18 protein-coding genes are annotated in these 19,591 nt (G+C 38.8%); 11 read left to right on the top strand and 7 right to left on the bottom strand.

Going from position 1 to position 19,591, the window contains the following annotated elements:
* The 3 genes from RAO94_09820 to RAO94_09810 form a co-directional block, all read right to left on the bottom strand.
* Positions 1–579 (bottom strand): C25 family peptidase propeptide domain-containing protein (locus tag RAO94_09820; GenBank protein MDP8322634.1); only part of this gene is annotated, 579 nt, incomplete at its 3' end.
* A gap of 1,192 nt (positions 580–1,771) precedes the next feature.
* Entirely contained in the window at positions 1,772–2,026 is a 255-nt protein-coding gene (locus RAO94_09815; GenBank protein MDP8322633.1) for a nucleotidyltransferase domain-containing protein, read from the bottom strand.
* Positions 2,027–2,039: 13 nt separating this feature from the next.
* Positions 2,040–2,630, bottom strand: coding sequence for a hypothetical protein (locus RAO94_09810; GenBank protein MDP8322632.1), 591 nt, complete (start codon positions 2,628–2,630; stop codon positions 2,040–2,042).
* 481 nt (positions 2,631–3,111) lie between these two features.
* Here RAO94_09810 and RAO94_09805 point away from each other — a divergent pair, with 481 nt between their 5' ends.
* The 5 genes from RAO94_09805 (at position 3,112) to RAO94_09785 (ending at position 9,845) form a co-directional block, all read left to right on the top strand.
* Positions 3,112–3,624 carry a hypothetical protein gene (locus tag RAO94_09805; GenBank protein ID MDP8322631.1) on the top strand — a complete coding sequence of 171 codons (513 nt, stop codon included), beginning with the start codon at positions 3,112–3,114 and terminating at the stop codon, positions 3,622–3,624.
* A 179-nt stretch (positions 3,625–3,803) separates the two neighbouring features.
* A complete protein-coding gene (locus tag RAO94_09800; protein MDP8322630.1) occupies positions 3,804–4,895 on the top strand; it encodes an ATP-binding protein in 1,092 nt (363 codons plus the stop codon).
* A gap of 3 nt (positions 4,896–4,898) precedes the next feature.
* Positions 4,899–6,746, top strand: a complete 1,848-nt coding sequence (locus RAO94_09795; GenBank protein MDP8322629.1) for a glycosyl hydrolase family 18 protein — start codon at positions 4,899–4,901, stop codon at positions 6,744–6,746.
* A gap of 139 nt (positions 6,747–6,885) precedes the next feature.
* Positions 6,886–8,895 (top strand): molecular chaperone HtpG, encoded by a 2,010-nt coding sequence (gene htpG, locus RAO94_09790; protein MDP8322628.1) that lies wholly within the window; start codon positions 6,886–6,888, stop codon positions 8,893–8,895.
* 485 nt (positions 8,896–9,380) lie between these two features.
* The gene (locus RAO94_09785) at positions 9,381–9,845 is read left to right on the top strand and encodes a hypothetical protein (GenBank protein ID MDP8322627.1); all 465 of its coding nucleotides are present in this window, start codon (positions 9,381–9,383) and stop codon (positions 9,843–9,845) included.
* 5 nt (positions 9,846–9,850) lie between these two features.
* On the opposite strand, the gene RAO94_09780 is transcribed toward RAO94_09785, so the two are convergent.
* Positions 9,851–10,189 carry an STAS domain-containing protein gene (locus RAO94_09780; GenBank protein ID MDP8322626.1) on the bottom strand — a complete coding sequence of 113 codons (339 nt, stop codon included), beginning with the start codon at positions 10,187–10,189 and terminating at the stop codon, positions 9,851–9,853.
* Between the two features lie 183 nt (positions 10,190–10,372).
* Here RAO94_09780 and RAO94_09775 point away from each other — a divergent pair, with 183 nt between their 5' ends.
* Positions 10,373–11,494: a hypothetical protein gene (locus tag RAO94_09775; protein MDP8322625.1), complete on the top strand. Its 1,122-nt coding sequence runs from the start codon at positions 10,373–10,375 to the stop codon at positions 11,492–11,494.
* Here the strand turns inward: RAO94_09775 and RAO94_09770 are convergent.
* From RAO94_09770 to RAO94_09760, 3 genes are read right to left on the bottom strand one after another with little or no spacing between them, the layout of a single operon-like run.
* Positions 11,487–11,987, bottom strand: coding sequence for a sigma-70 family RNA polymerase sigma factor (locus RAO94_09770; GenBank protein ID MDP8322624.1), 501 nt, complete (start codon positions 11,985–11,987; stop codon positions 11,487–11,489). The genes RAO94_09775 and RAO94_09770 overlap by 8 nt on opposite strands.
* Before the next feature lies 1 nt (position 11,988).
* Positions 11,989–13,701 (bottom strand): ATP-binding protein, encoded by a 1,713-nt coding sequence (locus tag RAO94_09765; protein ID MDP8322623.1) that lies wholly within the window; start codon positions 13,699–13,701, stop codon positions 11,989–11,991.
* A gap of 5 nt (positions 13,702–13,706) precedes the next feature.
* Positions 13,707–14,387, bottom strand: coding sequence for a response regulator transcription factor (locus RAO94_09760; protein MDP8322622.1), 681 nt, complete (start codon positions 14,385–14,387; stop codon positions 13,707–13,709).
* Positions 14,388–14,720: 333 nt separating this feature from the next.
* Here RAO94_09760 and RAO94_09755 point away from each other — a divergent pair, with 333 nt between their 5' ends.
* The 5 genes from RAO94_09755 to RAO94_09735 form a co-directional block, all read left to right on the top strand.
* Positions 14,721–15,764, top strand: a complete 1,044-nt coding sequence (locus RAO94_09755) for a hypothetical protein (protein MDP8322621.1) — start codon at positions 14,721–14,723, stop codon at positions 15,762–15,764.
* A 14-nt stretch (positions 15,765–15,778) separates the two neighbouring features.
* Positions 15,779–16,603, top strand: a complete 825-nt coding sequence (locus RAO94_09750) for a phosphate ABC transporter substrate-binding protein (protein ID MDP8322620.1) — start codon at positions 15,779–15,781, stop codon at positions 16,601–16,603.
* A 72-nt stretch (positions 16,604–16,675) separates the two neighbouring features.
* The gene (gene pstC, locus RAO94_09745; protein ID MDP8322619.1) at positions 16,676–18,307 is read left to right on the top strand and encodes a phosphate ABC transporter permease subunit PstC; all 1,632 of its coding nucleotides are present in this window, start codon (positions 16,676–16,678) and stop codon (positions 18,305–18,307) included.
* Positions 18,304–19,182, top strand: coding sequence for a phosphate ABC transporter permease PstA (gene pstA, locus RAO94_09740; GenBank protein MDP8322618.1), 879 nt, complete (start codon positions 18,304–18,306; stop codon positions 19,180–19,182). The genes pstC and pstA overlap by 4 nt, the downstream gene beginning before the upstream one ends.
* Positions 19,176–19,591, top strand: a 416-nt coding sequence (locus RAO94_09735) for an ATP-binding cassette domain-containing protein (GenBank protein MDP8322617.1), incomplete at its 3' end; no start/stop codon positions are given. The genes pstA and RAO94_09735, both read left to right, overlap by 7 nt.

The raw sequence follows: 19,591 nt of genomic DNA, 5'->3' as shown, positions 1-19,591 counted from the left end.
AAACTTGCCGCTTCCACTATAAAATGTCTCATCTATTCTAAAATTATCAGTAGGTTCTGTATTCTCGTCCTGCAAAGCTTCCTGAGGATATATTTTCACATTATAAATGATCTCTTCATCATAGCTTAATATTTCCAGCCGACTCACACCCTGGTCAGGAATTATCAAAGCTTTGGTAAATACCGGTAAAGCCGGCTTACCTGTCTCTAATAAGCTGCCACTCTCATCATGGCTGATCACTGTAAATATCTCACCGTCATATTCTTTCTGGCTTATATCATATCCATCCAAAGTAAATTCTATTTCTGCTGCTCCACGTGTTTGCTGTTCACATCCAAATAAATCTGATTCTCTCTCGTTTAATTGCACCCAGTGTCCCATCAGGCTGATACTTAAAACTAATAGTAAAACTAAAATAGTTAATTTCTTCATATAAACTTCCTCAATATTTTTGTAGCCCCTGGCTACCACCACTCTCTTAATTCCATCACCTGAAACATAATATTCAGTCAACATAAATTTATTTTTCCCTTCTCCAAACCCCGGATAATTTTCATCTGCACGGTAATTTTTATCCATAATTCCCACCCCTAAAATCTCATTTCCCTCTCCAATTTCCCTCCATATTTTCCCTATTTTCACCTTTTTCACCATATAACACTCGTTTTACCACTACCTATAAATTGGAATTAAGCCAGAACAACAAAGAACTATCTAACAAAAAAATGTCACTACGTGCTTTGTTGTTCGTCCTTAATGCTACATCCTGCGTGGAAGAAATCTAATCAGTATCCGAAATGACCATTATATAAGCATTTAGTGATACTACCTGTTTGATTACCGATCAATTTGAGCAGTTTTTACCAAATTTCCTGATTTTCATGGCTTATTGCCCAATTATTGATAGAAATACATAAATAATCATTATTTTTCAGCATAAACGTTTTATATTATACTTTGATGAAAGATTTCTCTCAGTACTGATGCTTAATATAATAATTTATAAACAACCAATTTTAAGGAGTTAATAAAAGCAGATTTGATCTTTTACCACAGAGGATACAGAGGAAAGTAATGTAAAATTGAAAATGTAAAATGTAAAATTAGAAGATAAAGATATTCTTAATCAAGTTATCAACGTTCTATGTTTTAGAAGATTTACAACCGCGAAAGACTCGAAAAAGAGAAGAATTTGTTCATTCTGCTGGTGGTAAAGTTCGTAGATCAAACTTTCCAGTTTGATTATAAAAAAGACTTAATCTGGAAAGATTAAGCTACATCATCCCCGCTAGACCGTGATTATCTTTGTGCAATAGGATTTTATAAATAACTTGGTTTCAGGTTTTGCCCATAGCTGGCGATAAAGTTCGTAGATCAAACTTTCAAGTTTGATTATAAAAAAGACTTAATCTGGAAAGATTAAGCTACATCATTCCCGATAGACCGTGATTATCTTTGTGCAGTAGGAATTTATAAATAGCCCGGTTTCAGGTTTTGCCATAGCTGTTTATTAAGTCGTAGATCAAACTTTCCAGTTTGATTAAAATAAACTTAATCTAGAAAGATTAAGCTACACCATTCCCGATAGACCGGGATTATCTTTATGCAGTAGGATTTTATAAATAACTTGGTTTCGGATTATGCCATCTCTGACGATTAAGCCGTAGATCAAACTTTCCAGTTTGATTATAAAAAGACTTAATCTGGAAAGATTAAGCTACGATGGTTTGCCGTTTCTTAAATATCCCATAAGTATGCTTTATAGCGTTCTTCAGGCAGCATATATTCTCCTTGCAGATTTCAATATTTCAGTGCGGCGATAGGGATTTTTTAAACTTCCTTTTTCTACCAGATCAATTTTTCGGTTGAATAGCTTTTCATCTTCCTGCAAATCACATAAATCAAAGTAAGAGAGAGCAGCTCCTTTCTGGAACGATACTAAAATATCAATATCACTATGTGCATTGAAATCACTACGTAGCACAGAACCAAAAAGGGCTAATTCCTGGATCATGAAAAATGTCACTACTTCAACAAAATCAATTTTCTTTTTCAGCTATGATTTTCTGTACAATACCTTGAACATCGAAGTAAACATGCAGGCTTTGTGATTTAATTGTGGAAGTGTCCAATCCTACAGAAGGAGATGTATATGTCCAGGACCAGACCTCAGACAAATCTTCTTCACCTTCACCAAAATCTTTTAAGGTTGTGGGAAAAAGAGCTTTGCCAGAAGGTTCACCCAAAATTTGAAAAACCTCTGCTTTTGTAGATGAATTTCTAACAATATTATTCTTGGCATTGAAATTGAAAATAGTTTCATCTTCTTTGAAGCCACTGACATGGATATAAGCATTCAGTTTGTCATCTTTGAATTCCAGCCATAAAAGACGAGCTTGAACAGAAACCATGCTTCCTGATGCGTATAAATACTGAATTACTTCAAAATCTCCATCATTATTTGAGATAGATTTCGATGAACCGGGACCACCAAGCATTGATTCAGCTTCACTTTTGGTAGTTTCTCCCAGAACAAGGTCTTTTATTCTTAAATAATGAAAATTCTGACCAATAACCGCACAGCTTAGCAAGAGAGAACAAACCATAACAATCAATAGGATTTTCTTCATAATACCTCCAAAATTTTTCCTTATCTGATTCGAGCAATTAATGCTTTGCTTAAAACTTTTGAGTGTTTTACTCATGGTTTCAATATAAATAGGGGATTAAAAATCACCCACAAGATAAAAATATAAAATATAAAAAAGAAGACATCCGGTCAAGCAAAAAATCTGAGTCATATAATGAAATCTATAGAAAGCAAATTAAGATATATGACAGTTCACGATAAACTGCTATTCAAGTTATTGTTCAAATTAAAACATATGAAAAGTAGTATTAAGTTGTTAGTTGTTTACCCATTCTTTGAGCAAGTCATTGATTATATGATACTGGCATAGCTCCGAAATCAAAATTGAATTTCTACTTCATAAAGACAAGTGGAGATTAGCCTGGGTCTGCCCCTATTGTGATTTATTTCATGATCTGTGAAAATTCTTGACAGCGGATTTAAGTTATTTGCTATCTTACCTCATAATTGAGGTAAGATTTATGGAAAAGATGTACCGTTTACTTAATAAAGCTGCTGGTGGGCAGAGATTTAATGCTGAAGATAAGGAAGCAGCAATTGAACTTTTTGATGAGATACTGCCTATGTTGGAAAGTCGGCAGAATCCTCCTGATTTTAAACTCGGCAGTGGGCAGATAGCAACTGGTGCTACTGGCAGGATAGCTTTAAATGCCTATTATCAGCTTTTGGGTAGATTTACTTATGGAAAAAAATTTACCAGACTTAATGGAGATCTGGCATACTGGAATATGTATCTTGGTTATTGTATTATGCGGGGTTATTTTGAAGGTCGCCGTGAAAAGGGGTTCTATTGTTGCTCCACCTGCACCTTATCAGTATTTCCCTTATATTGCACCGACGCTTTACCAGATTTTGATTGTGCTCAGCTAAAACAGAATATTCTGGAAGGTATAATAAACAGAACTGGGACTTTCAGCAGAAATTTCAATCAGAAATATGCTGACTGGGTATTGCAGTTTGCTGAATTGGGATAGGTCCAATTCCCATAAATAGGTTAAATTTGGGGATTACATTCCCGGTATTTAGTTGAATCTTGGGGATTGCAATCCCATAATTACACATTTTTTATTTGACAAAAATCCTTCTCATGACAGTTATGTCATTGAGGTGAAATATGATAAGCAGAACTATAATACCTAATCTTAGCAAATATATGCATAAGAGCAGAGCGATCATCATTTATGGAGCACGCAGAACAGGAAAAACCACTATTTTAAATGCATTGGCAGAATCACTAAATAATATCCATTATATAAATTGTGATTTAATAGATGGTCAGGAATCCTTTAATTTCAGGAATATAGATGAAATAAAATTGAAATTTGGTCGTTATTCATATCTACTGATTGATGAGGCTCAAAGGGTAAGAGATATTGGGATAAAACTAAAAAGCATTATTGATAACCTGAGTGATCTGCAGATAATAGTAACTGGTTCATCAGCTCTGGAATTATCAAATTCCATGATCGAACCTTTAACCGGCAGGAAATTTGAGTTTATCTTAACCCCGCTATCCCTGGAGGAATTGTATGAATATGAAGGGATTGATGCGGTAAAATCTGGATTGCAGCAGCGTTTGATCTACGGGAGTTATCCAGAAGTTTATCTCGAAAAGACTATGCCAGAGGAGATAATCAAAGAAATAGCAGGTTCATATTTATTTAAAGATATGCTAATATATCAGGAGATCAAGCGTCCTGAACTTCTGCGGAAATTGTTGATTTCATTGGCTTTGCAAATAGGCAAAGAAGTTTCCACAACAGAACTTGCAAATACTGTAGGCTTGGATCGCAAGACAGTAGAAAAATATTTGTCATTGATGGAACAAAGCTATATTATTTATCGATTGGGTTCTTTTAAGAGAAATCTCAGGAATGAGTTGAAACGGGCAAATAAATATTATTTCTGGGATAATGGGATCAGAAATTCGCTGATCAATAATTTTAACCGGCTGGAAATTCGCGATGATGCAGGAGCTTTGTGGGAAAATTATCTGATAACTGAGAGACGAAAAATGATGCTGAATAAACGGGCAAGTTTTGAGCATTACTTCTGGCGCACAACCACACAGCAGGAGATTGATTTGATCGAAGTGGAAAATGGTGAGATCAGAGCTTATGAAATCAAATGGAATCCCAGAAAGAAAGTGAAATTTCCACTTGCATTTACAAAAGGATATGAGCTGGCAGAAACATATATTCTGAATCGGGAAAACTATCTGGAAATTATGCTTAAAGGAGTATAAATTATGAATAAAATTATTATTGTTGTATTCTTATTATGTATAATGTTTCTCAGTGGGCAGCCATTACCTGAAAAGGTCATGGTGGGTTACTGGCATAACTGGGGGTATTCGCCTAATTCCATATTGCTGTCTGAAATCACGGATGCTTTTGATGTGATAAATATTGCCTTTGCTACTCCTACTGAACCTTATGGTTCTACAATGCAGTTTACTCCCGATGCTGGCATTTATCCCAGTGTGGATGATTTTATTGCTGATATTGGCTGGCTGCATGATCAGGGGAAGAAAGTGGTTATATCAATTGGTGGTGCTAATGATCCGGTTTCTTTGCTGACAGCAGGTGAAGTGAATGATTTCGTGAATTCCATGAGCAGTATCATTACCACCTACGGATTTGACGGCATAGATATTGATCTGGAGGGTGGTTCTGTATCACTTGATGTGGGAGATAATGATTTCCGCTTTCCTACTACTGCCAAAATCGTGAATATGATCGATGCCCTTACTCAACTGACCGATCAGATGCCATCACTTCTATTGACAACAGCTCCTGAAACGGCTTATGTGCAGGGTGGATATGGTACTTATGCAGGTATCTGGGGTGCATATCTGCCGATTATTCATGCTTTACGTGACCGATGGGATATTGTGCAAGTGCAGCATTATAATACGGGTTCCATGTATGGGCTGGACGGCAATCTTTATGATCCGGCGACAGCAGATTTTCACGTTGCCATGGCTGAAATGCTGATGGCGGGTTTTAATGTAGATGTGGGGGGAAGCAATATCTTCTTTGAACCCCTGCTGCCATGTCAGGTGGCAATTGGTTTACCTGCATCCCCAAATGCTGCTGGAACTGGTTATACAACACCATTAGTTGTTCAGGAAGCGCTTGATTACTTAATTATGGGTTACTCCTTTGGAGGAACATATCAGCTTGCCAATCCTGACGGTTACTATGGCTTTCGAGGATTAATGACCTGGTCAATCAATTGGGATGCAGATAATAATTTTGAGTTTTCTTCCAGCCACAGGTTGTATTTAGATAATTTTATAAACCCTGGGGTAATCCCACCGGAAAATATTACTGCTGTTGTGAATGGCTATGATGTAATGATAAACTGGGATCCAAGCCCATACGATTTTGTTGACTATTTTGTTTACAGGAATTGGGCTCATATAGTAACAACTTCGGATACAACCTATATCGATTATGGTTTATTTGTTGGAACATATTCCTATGGTGTTTCTGCAATAACAGATGAAGGTGCATCGGAGATTGTCTGGGCGGATGATGTAGTGATAGAAGTAATAATCGATCCACCGTTTAACTTGCAGGTAGATCCATTCACGGGTATATTTAGCTGGGAACTATACTCAGATGTTACTGGCTTTAATGTTTACCTGGATGAAAATGTGGTGGGCTATACTACTGCCAGAAACTGGCTGTTTGAAGATTTGGTAAATGGTCAGGAATACCTTGGCGGTGTGCAGGCGGTATATGAAGATAATACATCAGAAATCGTTGATATTATATTTACTTATATGGAAACTGGTATTAGCGAAGAAGTATTAACAGCCAGAATCATGGGAAATTATCCCAATCCATTTAATCCTTCAACCACAATAACATATTTTCTACCTGTTCAGCAGAAAATAGATATCTCAATATATAATGTAAGGGGAGAAAAGGTAATCAGGCTGGCGAATGGAGTACAAAAAGCAGGCTCTCACACTGCACTCTGGAATGGAGAGGATGAAAAGGGTAATGGCTGTTCCAGCGGAGTTTTTTATATCAGGCTGAAAACAGAAACATTGAGCAATAATAAAAAGATACTTCTACTGAAATAGAATAGGATATATATAGAAGACTCAAAGACCGGTGGGCTAATTAGCAATCGAATAGTATGACTGCTAAATAATCTTGACAACCTGGCAGGGATTCAAAAAGTTGGTGACATAAAAACTAAGAACGAAAAGGAGTGTTAAGATGGCAGAACAGAAAAAAGGTCACGGCAAGCTGTCGATCCACACAGAGAATATATTTCCGATAATTAAGAAGTGGTTATATTCCGAGCATGATATTTTCCTGCGGGAGCTTGTTTCAAATTCCGTGGATGCGATGAGCAAACGTACCGCTATAGAGCCGGAGCTTGATAGAGAACAACTTAAGATAGAGATCAAGAGTGATAAGAAGGCAAAAACCCTTCAGATCATTGATAATGGAATAGGAATGACTCGTGAAGAGGTAAAAAAATACATCAATCAGATAGCCTTTTCCGGTGCAGAAGAATTTGTTGATAAATATAAAGAGAAACAAAATGCCATAATCGGACACTTTGGACTGGGTTTTTATTCAACTTTTATGGTATCTGATAAGGTGACCATTGATACTCTTTCCCGTGAAGAGGGAGCTGAGCCAGCTTACTGGGAATGTGAAGGAGATATCAAGTTCAAGACGGATATCGGCAAGCATAAGGAAGTTGGAACCACAGTAACGCTTTATCTGAATAGCGATAGCGAAGAATATCTGGAAGACAGCAAATTGCGTGAACTGGTGGAGAAATACAGTAATTTCATGCCATTCCCGATCTATATCAATAAGGAAAAAGAGCCGGTAAATCAGAAGGAAGCCCTGTGGAACAAGCAGCCTAAGGACGTAACCGATGAGGAATATAAGGAATATTATAAGAAGATGTATCATGACTGGCAGGATCCACTTTTCTGGCTGCATCTTAACGTAGATTATCCCTTTAACCTAAAGGGTATCCTTTATTTCCCGGCTATCAGCAATCAGCTTGATATCAATCGTGGCAGTGTGAACCTGTATTGCAATAACGTGTTTGTGGCAGATAACCTTAAGGGCTTCATTCCGGAATTCATGATGCTGCTTAAAGGTGGAATTGATATTCCTGATATCCCTTTGAATGTATCAAGGAGCTTTTTGCAGAATGATAAGCAGGTGCAAAAGATCACTGGTTATATCGTCAAGAAAGTGGCAGACAGTCTTAAGGAAGTTTTTGAGAGTGACCGCAAGCGCTATGAAGGATTTTGGAAAGATATTCAGAATTTCATTAAATATGGCTTTGTAACTGATGATAAATTCTTAAAGGCCATGAAAGATCATCTGATTTTTAAAAGCACCAATGATGACTGGGTGACTCTGCAGGAATATCTGGATCGTAATGAGCAGGAAGGTGAAGAGAAAAAAGTATATTATGCCAATGGAACAGATCTGCAGGTGAGTTATATAGAGATGATGAAACAGCAGGGACTGGAAGTGATCTATAGTGATTCAGTGATAGATAATCACGTATTCCAGAAACTGGAAATGGAAGAGAGCAAGGTAAAATTTGTTCGCGTGGACAGCGAGATCAATGATAACCTGGTGGAAGCAGACAAAGCTGAGGTAGCAGATGCCCAGGGACACACCAGCAGCGAACGCCTGCAGGACATCTTTGACCGCACGCTTAATCCCGATGTGGAAGCAAGTTTCAGTAAAGATGATTATGCTAAATTCATCAAAGATCACCAGGAAGCAGTAAACACTTTGGCTCCGCATATCCGTAATGAAAATGATTTTACCTATATTAAAATATTTGACCTGAATCCTAATGAACAGGATAAACTGGGTGCCGGCTGGTCAGAATTGCGTCAAAAAGCCTATCTGGAAGTGACAACTAAAGTGAAACATCTTAAATCAGGTGAAATCCCTGCCATGATAGTTTTTGATGAACAGATGCGCAGGATGCAGGAAATGAATACTATGTTCACTGGAGATGGTTTTGATATGCTGCGTCATCATACCCTGGTGGTTAATGCAGAAAATGAGACAGTGCAGAAAGTGCTTGATCTGGGTGATAATAATGAAACTGAAAAGGTAGAATTAGTGGTAAATTATCTGCATGAACTGGCATTACTGGAACAAAAGCAGTTCAGTGGCAAAGAATTGCAGAAATTCATCAACCGCAGTAATGAGATTTTGAAGCTGGTTAATTAAGAAATTCGATCAGGTGCGAATAGCCCTGAGATAATAGATGGTCGTGCATTCAACCCCGCAGGAAAGAATCCTGCGGGGTATTTTTTATAAAACTGGAAATCGGGCATTTCCCTGTTTTAGATAACAATATTACCTCATAACGCTAGATAATAAAAGATTTACAGGTGTATTTATTTTACAATTCATCTTAACCCTGAAAGGGTGATACTGTAATAGCCATAGGTGAAACCTATGGGACAAATGAACGCAAATGTCTTCCACCCCTTCCCGCTTTCGGCTTTGCCGAAAGCGGGAAGGGGTGGGGTTTTAGATATCTTCTCAATCCATGGGTTTCACCCATGGCTATTATTGTTCAACCCTTTCAGGGTTTTTCTAACCGGATGATATTCAAATTTCTGGGGGATGCGTATTTTAATTAAATGGGAAATTACTTGACTATCCAGAGAGGTAATTGATAAACTTTCTTTTGATAAATGGAGGTACTGATGAAAAACGCTAAAATTATATTTACTTTGCTTTTAATCGCATTACTGGTAGTTGTTTCCAGTTGTGGTAAGAAAGCTGAGGAAGAACCAAAATCTCTGGTGGAAGAGAAATCAACTGAAATAGAAAAAGAAGAAACAGTCATCCCTGAACCAGAACAACCAGCCGTTGTGGAAGAAGTGAAGAAGAAAGAAGTAAAACCTGAAAAGCCAGTAGATACTGGAGCAAAGGTATTTGAAGTTCAAGTTCTGTCACTTACAGATCGTTACTCTGTGGAACTGCAGCAGGAAGCTATGCTTAAGAAGGGTGTGAGAACATATATCAGTGAATATATCAAGGATGGTGAAAAATATTACCGTCTGCGACTGGAAGGCAAATACAGCCGCCATGGAGCTGAAGAGATCGGAGAAAAGGTCAAACGTGATTTCTGGGGGATTATTGATTACTGGATAGTAAAAACAGGTTAGATTTTTTACCTGTCCAGAAAATTTATTCTGGCATCATTTAGTGATTCAAATATCGGGAATACATGCTCAATTTCTGAAATCTGCAGAACCTTGCGGATATTAGGAGAAATATTGATCAGGCATAATTTCTTGCTTTGAGCATCAAGAGCACGGAATATTCCCACCATGTTCCCAATCCCGGCACTATCAATAAATGATACCTGCTTAAGGTTGAGAATAAAATAATCGGCTTCAGAAAAATACTCTTTTCTTATAAGAGGATTGTTTTGACAAAACTCAAAATCTATTGAGTCTCTGTAGGTGATTACACATACATTATTTTCGCATAAATATTCCGGCTTCATATAATTAATCCTTAATAATTTCTGGATTATATTTATTAAAATAGCTTCTTGCTGTCAAATAAATCTTGATATTTTATGTAATTAGTTATCTAAAAATCCATACTGAAGATAATCTAATAAATTTCCAGCTTGACGAAAAACTATAATTATTTTTACTAATTCAAAATAAGTTTGGAGGTAATTGTGAGAAAAGTCTTAGTTTTATTTATTTTTGTAGTATTGTTAATGGGTGTAATGAATGCTGAAACAAAGTTAAGCATGGAGTTATGGAGTCGCTGGAGCTATCTGATGCTGGATGGAGCAGATGAAGCATTACAAAACGAACTGTCCCTGGCACGTGGTTATTTTGGATTGGAACAGAAATTCACTGATCAGATCAGTGGTAGATTCCTGGCTGACTTTTTCAGCAAGGGAGCTACAGCTTTAGAGAGTGACGAGATGATAAGCAATGATGGAGCAGGATTGAAGCTTAAGCTTGCTTACGTGAAATTCTCGGATATTCTGTGGAAAAATTCAAACCTTATTGCTGGTTTGCAGTTAACCTATTTTGGTACTCTTTATGATTGGGGTTATGCAACTATTGACCTCAATCCTACTGATATGTATGGCTTTGTATCATCGTGTGATTATGGAATAACTCTGGGTGGCACATTACCTATGGGAATCTGCAAATATCACCTTGGAGTATATAATGGAGAAGGTTACACCAAATCTGGGAACCAGATAGATAATAATATGGCATATCTGGGAGATCTGCGCATCACTCCTTTTGAAGGAATCACTTTGGGCGGTTCATATTACATGAATCCTGCTGACGGCATTTATTATAATGGCGTAGGTGAAGAAATTGATTATGATATTGCCTATAATAAAATGGCAGGATTTGTACGCATCAACATGTTCAAAGGTCTTGATCTCTGGGCACAGTATCTATCCAGATCCCTCACAACTGAAGACTGGAATATTATGGAAGAAGCATCAGAAGAGACTGATCTTATTACAACTGCCCTGTCAATCATGCCGATCATCAATATTAAAGAATTCACAGACGTTGATGCTGAGCTTGTTTTCCGCTATGACATTTATGATGACAACACAGATATGGATGATGACGTGTTGGGGTCAATGGCACATGATCTGATGATTGCAGGAATCAATTATTATCTTTTACGTGATGATGCAGGAAAGGCAAAGATGTGGGTACAGGCAAATTATTCCATGATGAATTACAAGTATGAAGATTATACAGATGCCAGCATTATCAAAATTCAATTACGCTGGAAATTTTCTGAATTGCTCAAATAAGCGATTTATTCTTTAAAGATATGGGGCTGAGGACAGATTTAAGTCTGCGCAGCCCTTTTTCTTTTAACTGTCGGCATTTTTCGCGAGTAATATTCAATTTTTCGGCAATTTCATTCAGCGTAAGCTGTTCTTCAAAAGAAAGCGAGAGCACAATCTTTTCCAGCTCTGGCATTTTATCAGGCAGTTTTAATTTCTCTTCATTTTCGCTATATTCATATTTTTCATCTGCTGCCGTGATATCTTCATTAAGTTCGGAGGAATTCAGATGATGCTTATGCTCGCTATTAATTGCATCGATGATGCGTTTTTTGATCCAGTAGGCAGCATAAGTAGTTAATTTTGCCCCTTTTTCGGGGTCATACCGCTGCATTGCCTCCCATAAACCAATCATTCCTTCCTGCACCAGATCATCATAAGGCAGACCGGAATATCTGTATTTGCTGGCAATACTCTTCACAAAAGGCAGGTAATCTTCGATCTTGATGTCTTTCATTTTATTCTATAGGGATGCTTATCTTGAAGCTGGTACCAGAATTAAGGATGCTTTTCACTGATATTTCTCCATTATACAATTGCACTATATGCTTCACAATACTGAGCCCCAGTCCAGTTCCTCCTGACTTGCGAGAGCGTGATTTATCTACCACAAAGAACCTCTCAAATATCCGCGAGAGAAAATTTTCTGGAATTCCCAGTCCTGTATCAGCACATGTAAAGATCAATTGGTTATTTTCTACTACGAGTGACAGCGTGATCACTCCCTGAGCAGTATATTTTATGGCATTGTCAATCAGATTATTTACCATCTGCTCAAAGCGGTAAAGATCAATTGAAGCATAAATATTAGGATCATAATCTCTATTCAAAATCAGATTTTTAGCTTCAATCCTGCTTTTAAAAATATTACTGGAATTATCAAGCAAGGCAGACACATTAGCCAGTTCACGATCCAGTGAAGAGATTTCTTCCAGAGAAGCCAGGCTGAGGATATCATTTACAATGAAGGTCAGCCGCTGATTATTGCGCTCAATTGCCTGCAAAATATTCTCATTTTCCGGTGATAGATTCCCTTGCAGCAGTTCAGTGTAACCCTTTATAGAAGCCAGTGGAGTTCTCAATTCATGCGAAGCATTGATCACAAAATCACGCTTTACCTTTTCCAGTTGCCGGATGGGCGTGATGTCATGCAGCAGGATGATAATGCTGTCATTTTCCTGCGGGAAGTAGATGGACATGTGGCAGATGTGCTGGCGAATCGTTACTTCTTTCATCTCAGCTTTTTGATTGGTAATGGCATCCTTGATGATCTGATTGATCTCTACATTACGGAAAATCTCCCAGTAATGTTTATCAGTAGGGTCTTCTATATCTAAAAAACGTGAAAATGCCTTATTGGCAAGAGTGATCTTTTCTGTGCCGGTATCTATCACCCAGATGAGTTCATTGATATTATCGATAATATTACGCAATGATTCCTTTTGAGCCGAGATTTCCTGCACCAGAAGCTCGATCTTATCTGTCATGGTATTAAAACTCATGGAAAGATCATAGATTTCATCTCGCGAACTGGGATTTAATCTGCCGGAAAAATCACCGCCAGCAAGTTTGCGGGTGGCAATTGCCATCTTTTTAATGGGATTTATGAAACTTCTGGAGATGAAATAAGTAAGGATCAAAGAGATTATTAGACCGAACAGCAGATATTTAGTCATATCCTGAGAAAGTGATTTTTGCAATTCCTCAATCTGATAATCATAGAAACTCAAGCGTAAAAAGCCTACTGACTCATTATCAAGCATGATCCTGTCTGCAAAATAGAGCATTTTATGGTTTACAGAAGTAGAAAATCGCCAGGCAAAACCAGAACCATTAGCCAGAGCAGCAAGAACCTCTGGACGATTAGCATGATTTTCCAGCGTTTCCTTATCTTTATCAGAATCTGCTCTCACATTTCCTTCCAGATCAATATAAGTGATCCTGATCTGAGCTTGTAATTCTTTCACATATTTATCAAGCCCCTCAAAATCTTCAGCAATCACATATCCCATAACAGTGGATTTGATGATGTTCTCATATTCTGCCAGATAATGCCTGGAAGCATCCAGATAATTGCTATTCACATTTTTATAGGTGAAAATAAAAAAGATGATCGCAAAAATCAAGAATACAGAAAGAAAACTCCAGAAAAGTTTAGTAAATAATTTCATTTATTTTATAACTCCAGTTTATATCCCACACCGCGGACATTTTTAATGATCCTGCCGGCATCTCCCAGCTTTTCACGCAAATTGCGGATATGAACATCTATAGTGCGGTCTATCACGATCTTATCATTACCCCAGAGATGATCCAGTATCTGATTGCGTGAATACACCCAGCCCGGATGCATTGCCAGCAGATGGATAATATTAAATTCAGTAGTAGTCACACTGATTATCTCATCATTTACACGCACCTGATATTTCTGGGGGTCAATAGTTATTTCATTATTCAGTTTGATCACTGTAGTACCAATTGGCTGATTTGATCTTCTGAGCACTGCCTTGATCCTTGCTATCAATTCCCGCGGTGAGCTCATCTTATCCAGATAATCATCAGCTCCCAGTTCCAGTCCCAGTATCTTATCCATTGATTCGCCACGCGCTGTGAACATAATGATAGGTATATGTTTAGTTTTTTGCTGGTTTCTGATTATCTTGCAAATATCAAAGCCATCATAATCCGGCAGCATCAGATCAAGCACGATCAAGTCTGGCTCTTCTGTTTTGAGATATTCCAGCAGACTCCTGCCATCCTCAAAACATACCGAGCTAAATCCTGATTTACTCAAATTCAACTCTAATAACTGCAGAATATCCGGCTCATCATCTACTACTGCAATAACCTTTTTCATATCTTCTCCTTAGCACTGCAAGAATACATCCAGCATTTAATATCTACGAGAAATATGTCAATTCTAAATAAAGCTACTGTTAATTTACGGTTAAGAACGACCCCTACCCTCAAAAATAGACTAAATGGACACTATGGACAAAATAGACTAAATAGACACCAAAGAAATCATGTCCAAATTGTCCATTCAGTCCATACTGTCCATAAAGTCCATTTTGTTGAGAAAAAATTCCTCCGTTAACACAGCCTTAACAAATCACTAATTTTCAGTTAACATGCCACTCGTAGATATAGGGCAAAGGGAAATAGATTTCCGCATTCACAAGGAGGAAATGTGAAAAAAAGAGTAATTTTCTTAGTTTTAATTATAATGCTGGTGAGCATTGCCAGTGCTGAGACCAAGCTCAGTATGGAATTATGGAATCGCTGGACTTACAAGATGGTAGATGGAGCAGATGATGCATCTGCAAATGGCTTTTCATTTAATCGGGGTTATTTTCGTTTAGAACCCGTATTCAGTGGCAATATCAAGGGTCGTTTCAATCTTGATTTCTTTAGTGATGATGGTGCTGCAGATGGTGCTGGTATTAAATTGAAATATGCTTACCTTGATTTCTCTAATTATCTGTGGAAAGATGCCAAGTTCACATTTGGACTTATGAAGACTTATTTTGGCACTATCTACAGCTCTGAATATGAAACTATTGATAAAGACCCTGCTGACAAATACAAATTTGCTTCTTCTACAGATTATGGTTTTGGCATCAGTGGTTACCTGCCCCGGGGATATGGTTCTTATGATGTAGCAGTTTATAATGGAGAAGGCTACAAAAAGACTGGTGACGCTATAGACACTAATATGGCTTTTCTGCTGAATCTGCGTGTAGTTCCTGTAGTAGGTCTTGAAGTAGGTGGCTCTTATATGATGGATAAGGTATATTATGAAGACCTTGCTGAAGATGAAGATATTTCTAAGATGGCAGCAGTTGCCCGAATTACCATGCTTCCGAATATCGATATCAGAGCTCAATATCTTACCCGCACGCATTCCTTGGCTGGTCAGGATAGTACAGCAAATGCAATATCAATCATGCCGATAGTTAACCTTTCAGACTTAACAAATATTGATCTGGAATTAGTGCTGCGCTATGACATGTATGATGACAATGCCGATGTTGATAATGATACAGAAGATTCTGGAGCATATAATACCATGATCGCTGGCGTGAATTACTTCATGATGCGTGACAGCAAGAATGCTCCAAAATTATGGGTACAGGCTAATTATCAGATGAAAGATAACATATATAAAGAAAAAGATGATGAAACAGAGATGTTAGTGCAATTACGCTGGAAATTCTCAGGCGTAATCGACTAAATAAGGAGATGATAATGAATAACTTAACAAGAATATTAGTAGTAGCTGCCCTGATGACCCTGGTTATCTTTCCCGCCTTTGCTGGTAAAAATGCAAACAGTCTGACAATTGCCGGTTCCACAACTGTGCTTCCTATAGCTCAGAGCTGTGCCGAAGCGTATATGAATGCCCATCCAGAAGCAGATATATCTGTTCGTGGCGGCGGTTCATCTGTAGGTATTGCCAATATTATGGCAGGAACAGCAGATATTGGTGATGCTTCTCGGCATGCCAAAACCAAAGAAATCGTTCAGGCAAGATCACAAGGTATCAATCTGGTGGAAAATGTGGTTGCCAATGATGCCATAGCAATAGTGGTAAACCCATCTAATGGCGTAAATGCTCTCACTATCGAGCAGGTGCAGGGAATATATAGCGGCAGCATTAGTAACTGGAAAGATCTTGGTGGAGCTTCAAAGCCAATCGTAATAGTTAGCCGTGACGTATCCTCAGGAACTTTTGAAGTTTTCAATGAAAAAGTGATGAGTGACGCTCAGGTGGTAGATAGTGCTTTGATGCTGGCATCTAATAATGCCGTGGCAACCACTATAAAAGATACTCCAGGTGCAATTGGTTATGTGGGTATTGGCTATCTTACCAGCAGCGTAAAAGGTCTTAAGATCAATGGCGTGATGCCCAGTAAAGAAACTGTTCTCAATAAGCAATATCCTATCGCCCGTACTTTGCACATGTACACAAATGGCAGACCGCGTGGCATGGCAAAGAAATATATCGACTTCGTACTCTCAGCAGAAGGACAGAAATTAGTCGAAGAAAATGGATTCATAGGTCTCCAGTAACCTTACATTCAGTGAGAAGGAATCCCACTTATATTTTTAAGTGGGATTCCCGATTGTTAAGGGAAAAAATTAATGAATAATTATAAAGAGAAATTATTTAAGGCAATCACCTATACGGCTGCCTTATTTACGATTATTTTTCTATTTGGGATCATTGCCAGTATTTTTTATGGAGGTGCGCCCGTGATCACCCATGATCTGGGTCCATTACCCATAGAGGGAAAGCAGCGGAAATTTCAGCGTCCCTGGCAACTTATGGAAAAAGAAAAAAGCCAGAGAGCTTATTGCGAGGTTTATATAGATAATTTACCGGCAACTACGCAGGATGAAGTGGCTGCTTTCATTGATGGAGAATGTCGGGCAGTAGCAAAAATAAAAGATAAAGATGGGCTGTCACTTGCTGTTCTGGATATTCAGGCAGAGGCAGCAGAATCAGGGAAGATCATAAATTTTGCCATCTATGATCATAGCAGTAATGATGTATTTACGGCATTGGGAGTAGCTATTTTAGATTTCAGTGAAGAAATTGGAGAATCAGAATATCCCATTCTTTGCGAAAGCGGTTCACCATATGTTTCACCGGATTTGACATCTAATGAAAGTAATATCTATATTGGTGGTGAACCCCAGATATTTCTGCGACCATGGCTGATATCACATCCCGATGGAGCAGGCATCACAACAGCCTATTGTGAGATAAATATAGATGGGAAACCAGCAGCAACAGGAGAAGTTGGAGCTTTTGTGAATGGAAAATGCCGCGGTACTGCGGTTATTACCAGGAAAGGGAAAAAATCAATTGCTACATTGAAAATATTTGGTTCAAAAAATGAGATAATCCAGTTTGCTGTCTGGGATGCCTCCCCAAAAGAGGTACTCGGCATAAATTTCACTACCAGCACTAACCCAGGCGGAGAAATTGGTAATTCTCCTGATAAGTCGTTGATTATTCAGTATTTTTCCAAGCTTAAGGATTTCGTTTTTGGCTTTTCCTGGCATCCCACTTCTACCCCCGGCAAATTTGGGATTCTCACGCTTATAGTCGGTTCTCTGCTGGTAACGCTGGGAGCTCTGGTGTTTGCTGTTCCCTTTGGGGTGGGTTCAGCTATATATATATCAGAAATTGCCAGTCCCAGAATGCGCGAGATCATCAAACCGGTAATAGAGCTTTTGGCTGGAATACCTTCTGTTGTATATGGACTTTTTGGCATGGCATTTCTGGCTCCTATGCTGATGAAATGGTTTCATCTAAATGCGGGGCTAAATATCCTCAATGCTTCAATAATTCTCGGAATAATGGTGATCCCCATCATCTCAAGTATGAGTGAAGATGCACTTTCCATGGTACCAAAAAGTCTCAGGCAGGCTTCCTTTGGTCTGGGGGCTAATCGCTGGGAAACAATTATGAAAGTTACTTTACCGGCTGCAAAAACCGGCGTGGCAGGCAGTATTCTACTGGGTTTTGGCAGGGCGATTGGTGAAACTATGGTGGTGATCATGGTTGCTGGCGGTTCTCCTCAATTCCCTAAATCAATTTTTCAATCTGTGCGACCCATGACCTCTGCCATTGCAGCGGAAATGGGTGAAACGGCTCATGGCACCATGCACTTTCATGCTTTATATGGCATCGCAGTAGTTCTATTTTTGATTACTTTTATAACTAATCTCACCTCAGAGCTGGTATTTCACCGGAGGAAGAAATGATAAAGGCAATACCTGTGAAAATTAATATCAGAAAAATATCCGATCTGGCAGGAGTTAATCTGCTCAGATTCTTTATCATCATTACTGCTTTCTTCCTGATCAGCTTCCTGTATATAATTTTCTCCCGTGGTGGACAAGTGATATCCTGGGAATTTATCACCAAAGGTCCCGTTGACAGCATGACTGCCGGGGGTATATATCCCGCAATAGTAGGAACTTTCTGGCTGACCATACTCTCCATCGCTTTTGCGCTGCCTTTGGGAATATTAACTGCCATATATCTGGTGAGTTATGCCAAACCCTACTGGTTTGTGCGCATGGTGAGGATAGCTGTGAACACTCTGGCTGGAATACCCTCGATCATTTATGGATTGTTTGGCATGACGGTTTTCGTGCAGATATTGCACATGGGTGTGTCTCTTCTGGCTGGTTCTCTCACGCTGGGTATCCTGGCATTGCCGGTAATCATAAACACCTCTGAAGAAGCTTTCCGGCAGGTGCCTAAATCATTTCGGGAAGCATCCCTCGCTCTGGGTGCCACAGAAAGACAAAGTATTATGCGAGTAATACTACCTGCGGCACTGCCAAACATCCTTACAGGCACAGTGCTCTCTATTGGCAGAGTAGCTGGAGAAACTGCTCCCATACTCTTTACTGCCGCAACTTTTTATTCTCACAGACTGCCAAAATCTGTCATGGACGAAGTGATGGCTTTACCCTATCACATTTATGCTCTGATGACTGAAGGTGCTCATCCTGCCCAGCAGATTCCCATTGCTTATGGAACTGCTCTGGTGCTGCTGGCTCTGGTGCTGTTTGTGAGTACAATTGCAATTATAATAAGATATAGAATAAGGAAAAACAGGAAATGGTAGATAACACAGCTCATATTAATGCCCGTAACCTCAATCTCTGGTTTGACACCAAGCAGGTGCTGCATAATGTAAATTTCCCCGTCTATAACAAAAAGATCACAGCACTGATAGGACCATCCGGCTGCGGTAAATCGACTCTTCTGCGCTGCTTTAACCGCATGAATGATCTCATTCCCACCTGCCGTATCAAAGGCGAGATCAGTCTGTATAACCAGAATATTTACGATAATAAAGTGGATGTGACGGAGATCAGAACCAAGGTCGGGATGGTTTTTCAGCAGCCTAATCCCTTCCCCAAATCCATCTTCAATAACGTTGCCTATGGCTTGCAGCTCCGCAGAATGAAGAAAAGCCGCATCAGCGAAATTGTGGAAGAAAGCCTTAAAGGTGCCTGGATTTGGGACGAAGT

This window comes from Candidatus Stygibacter australis (assembly GCA_030765845.1).
GTDB lineage: Bacteria > Cloacimonadota > Cloacimonadia > Cloacimonadales > TCS61 > Stygibacter > Stygibacter australis.
Note: the sequence above shows the minus strand (reverse complement) of the source record. Positions and strands in the feature narration are given on the sequence as shown.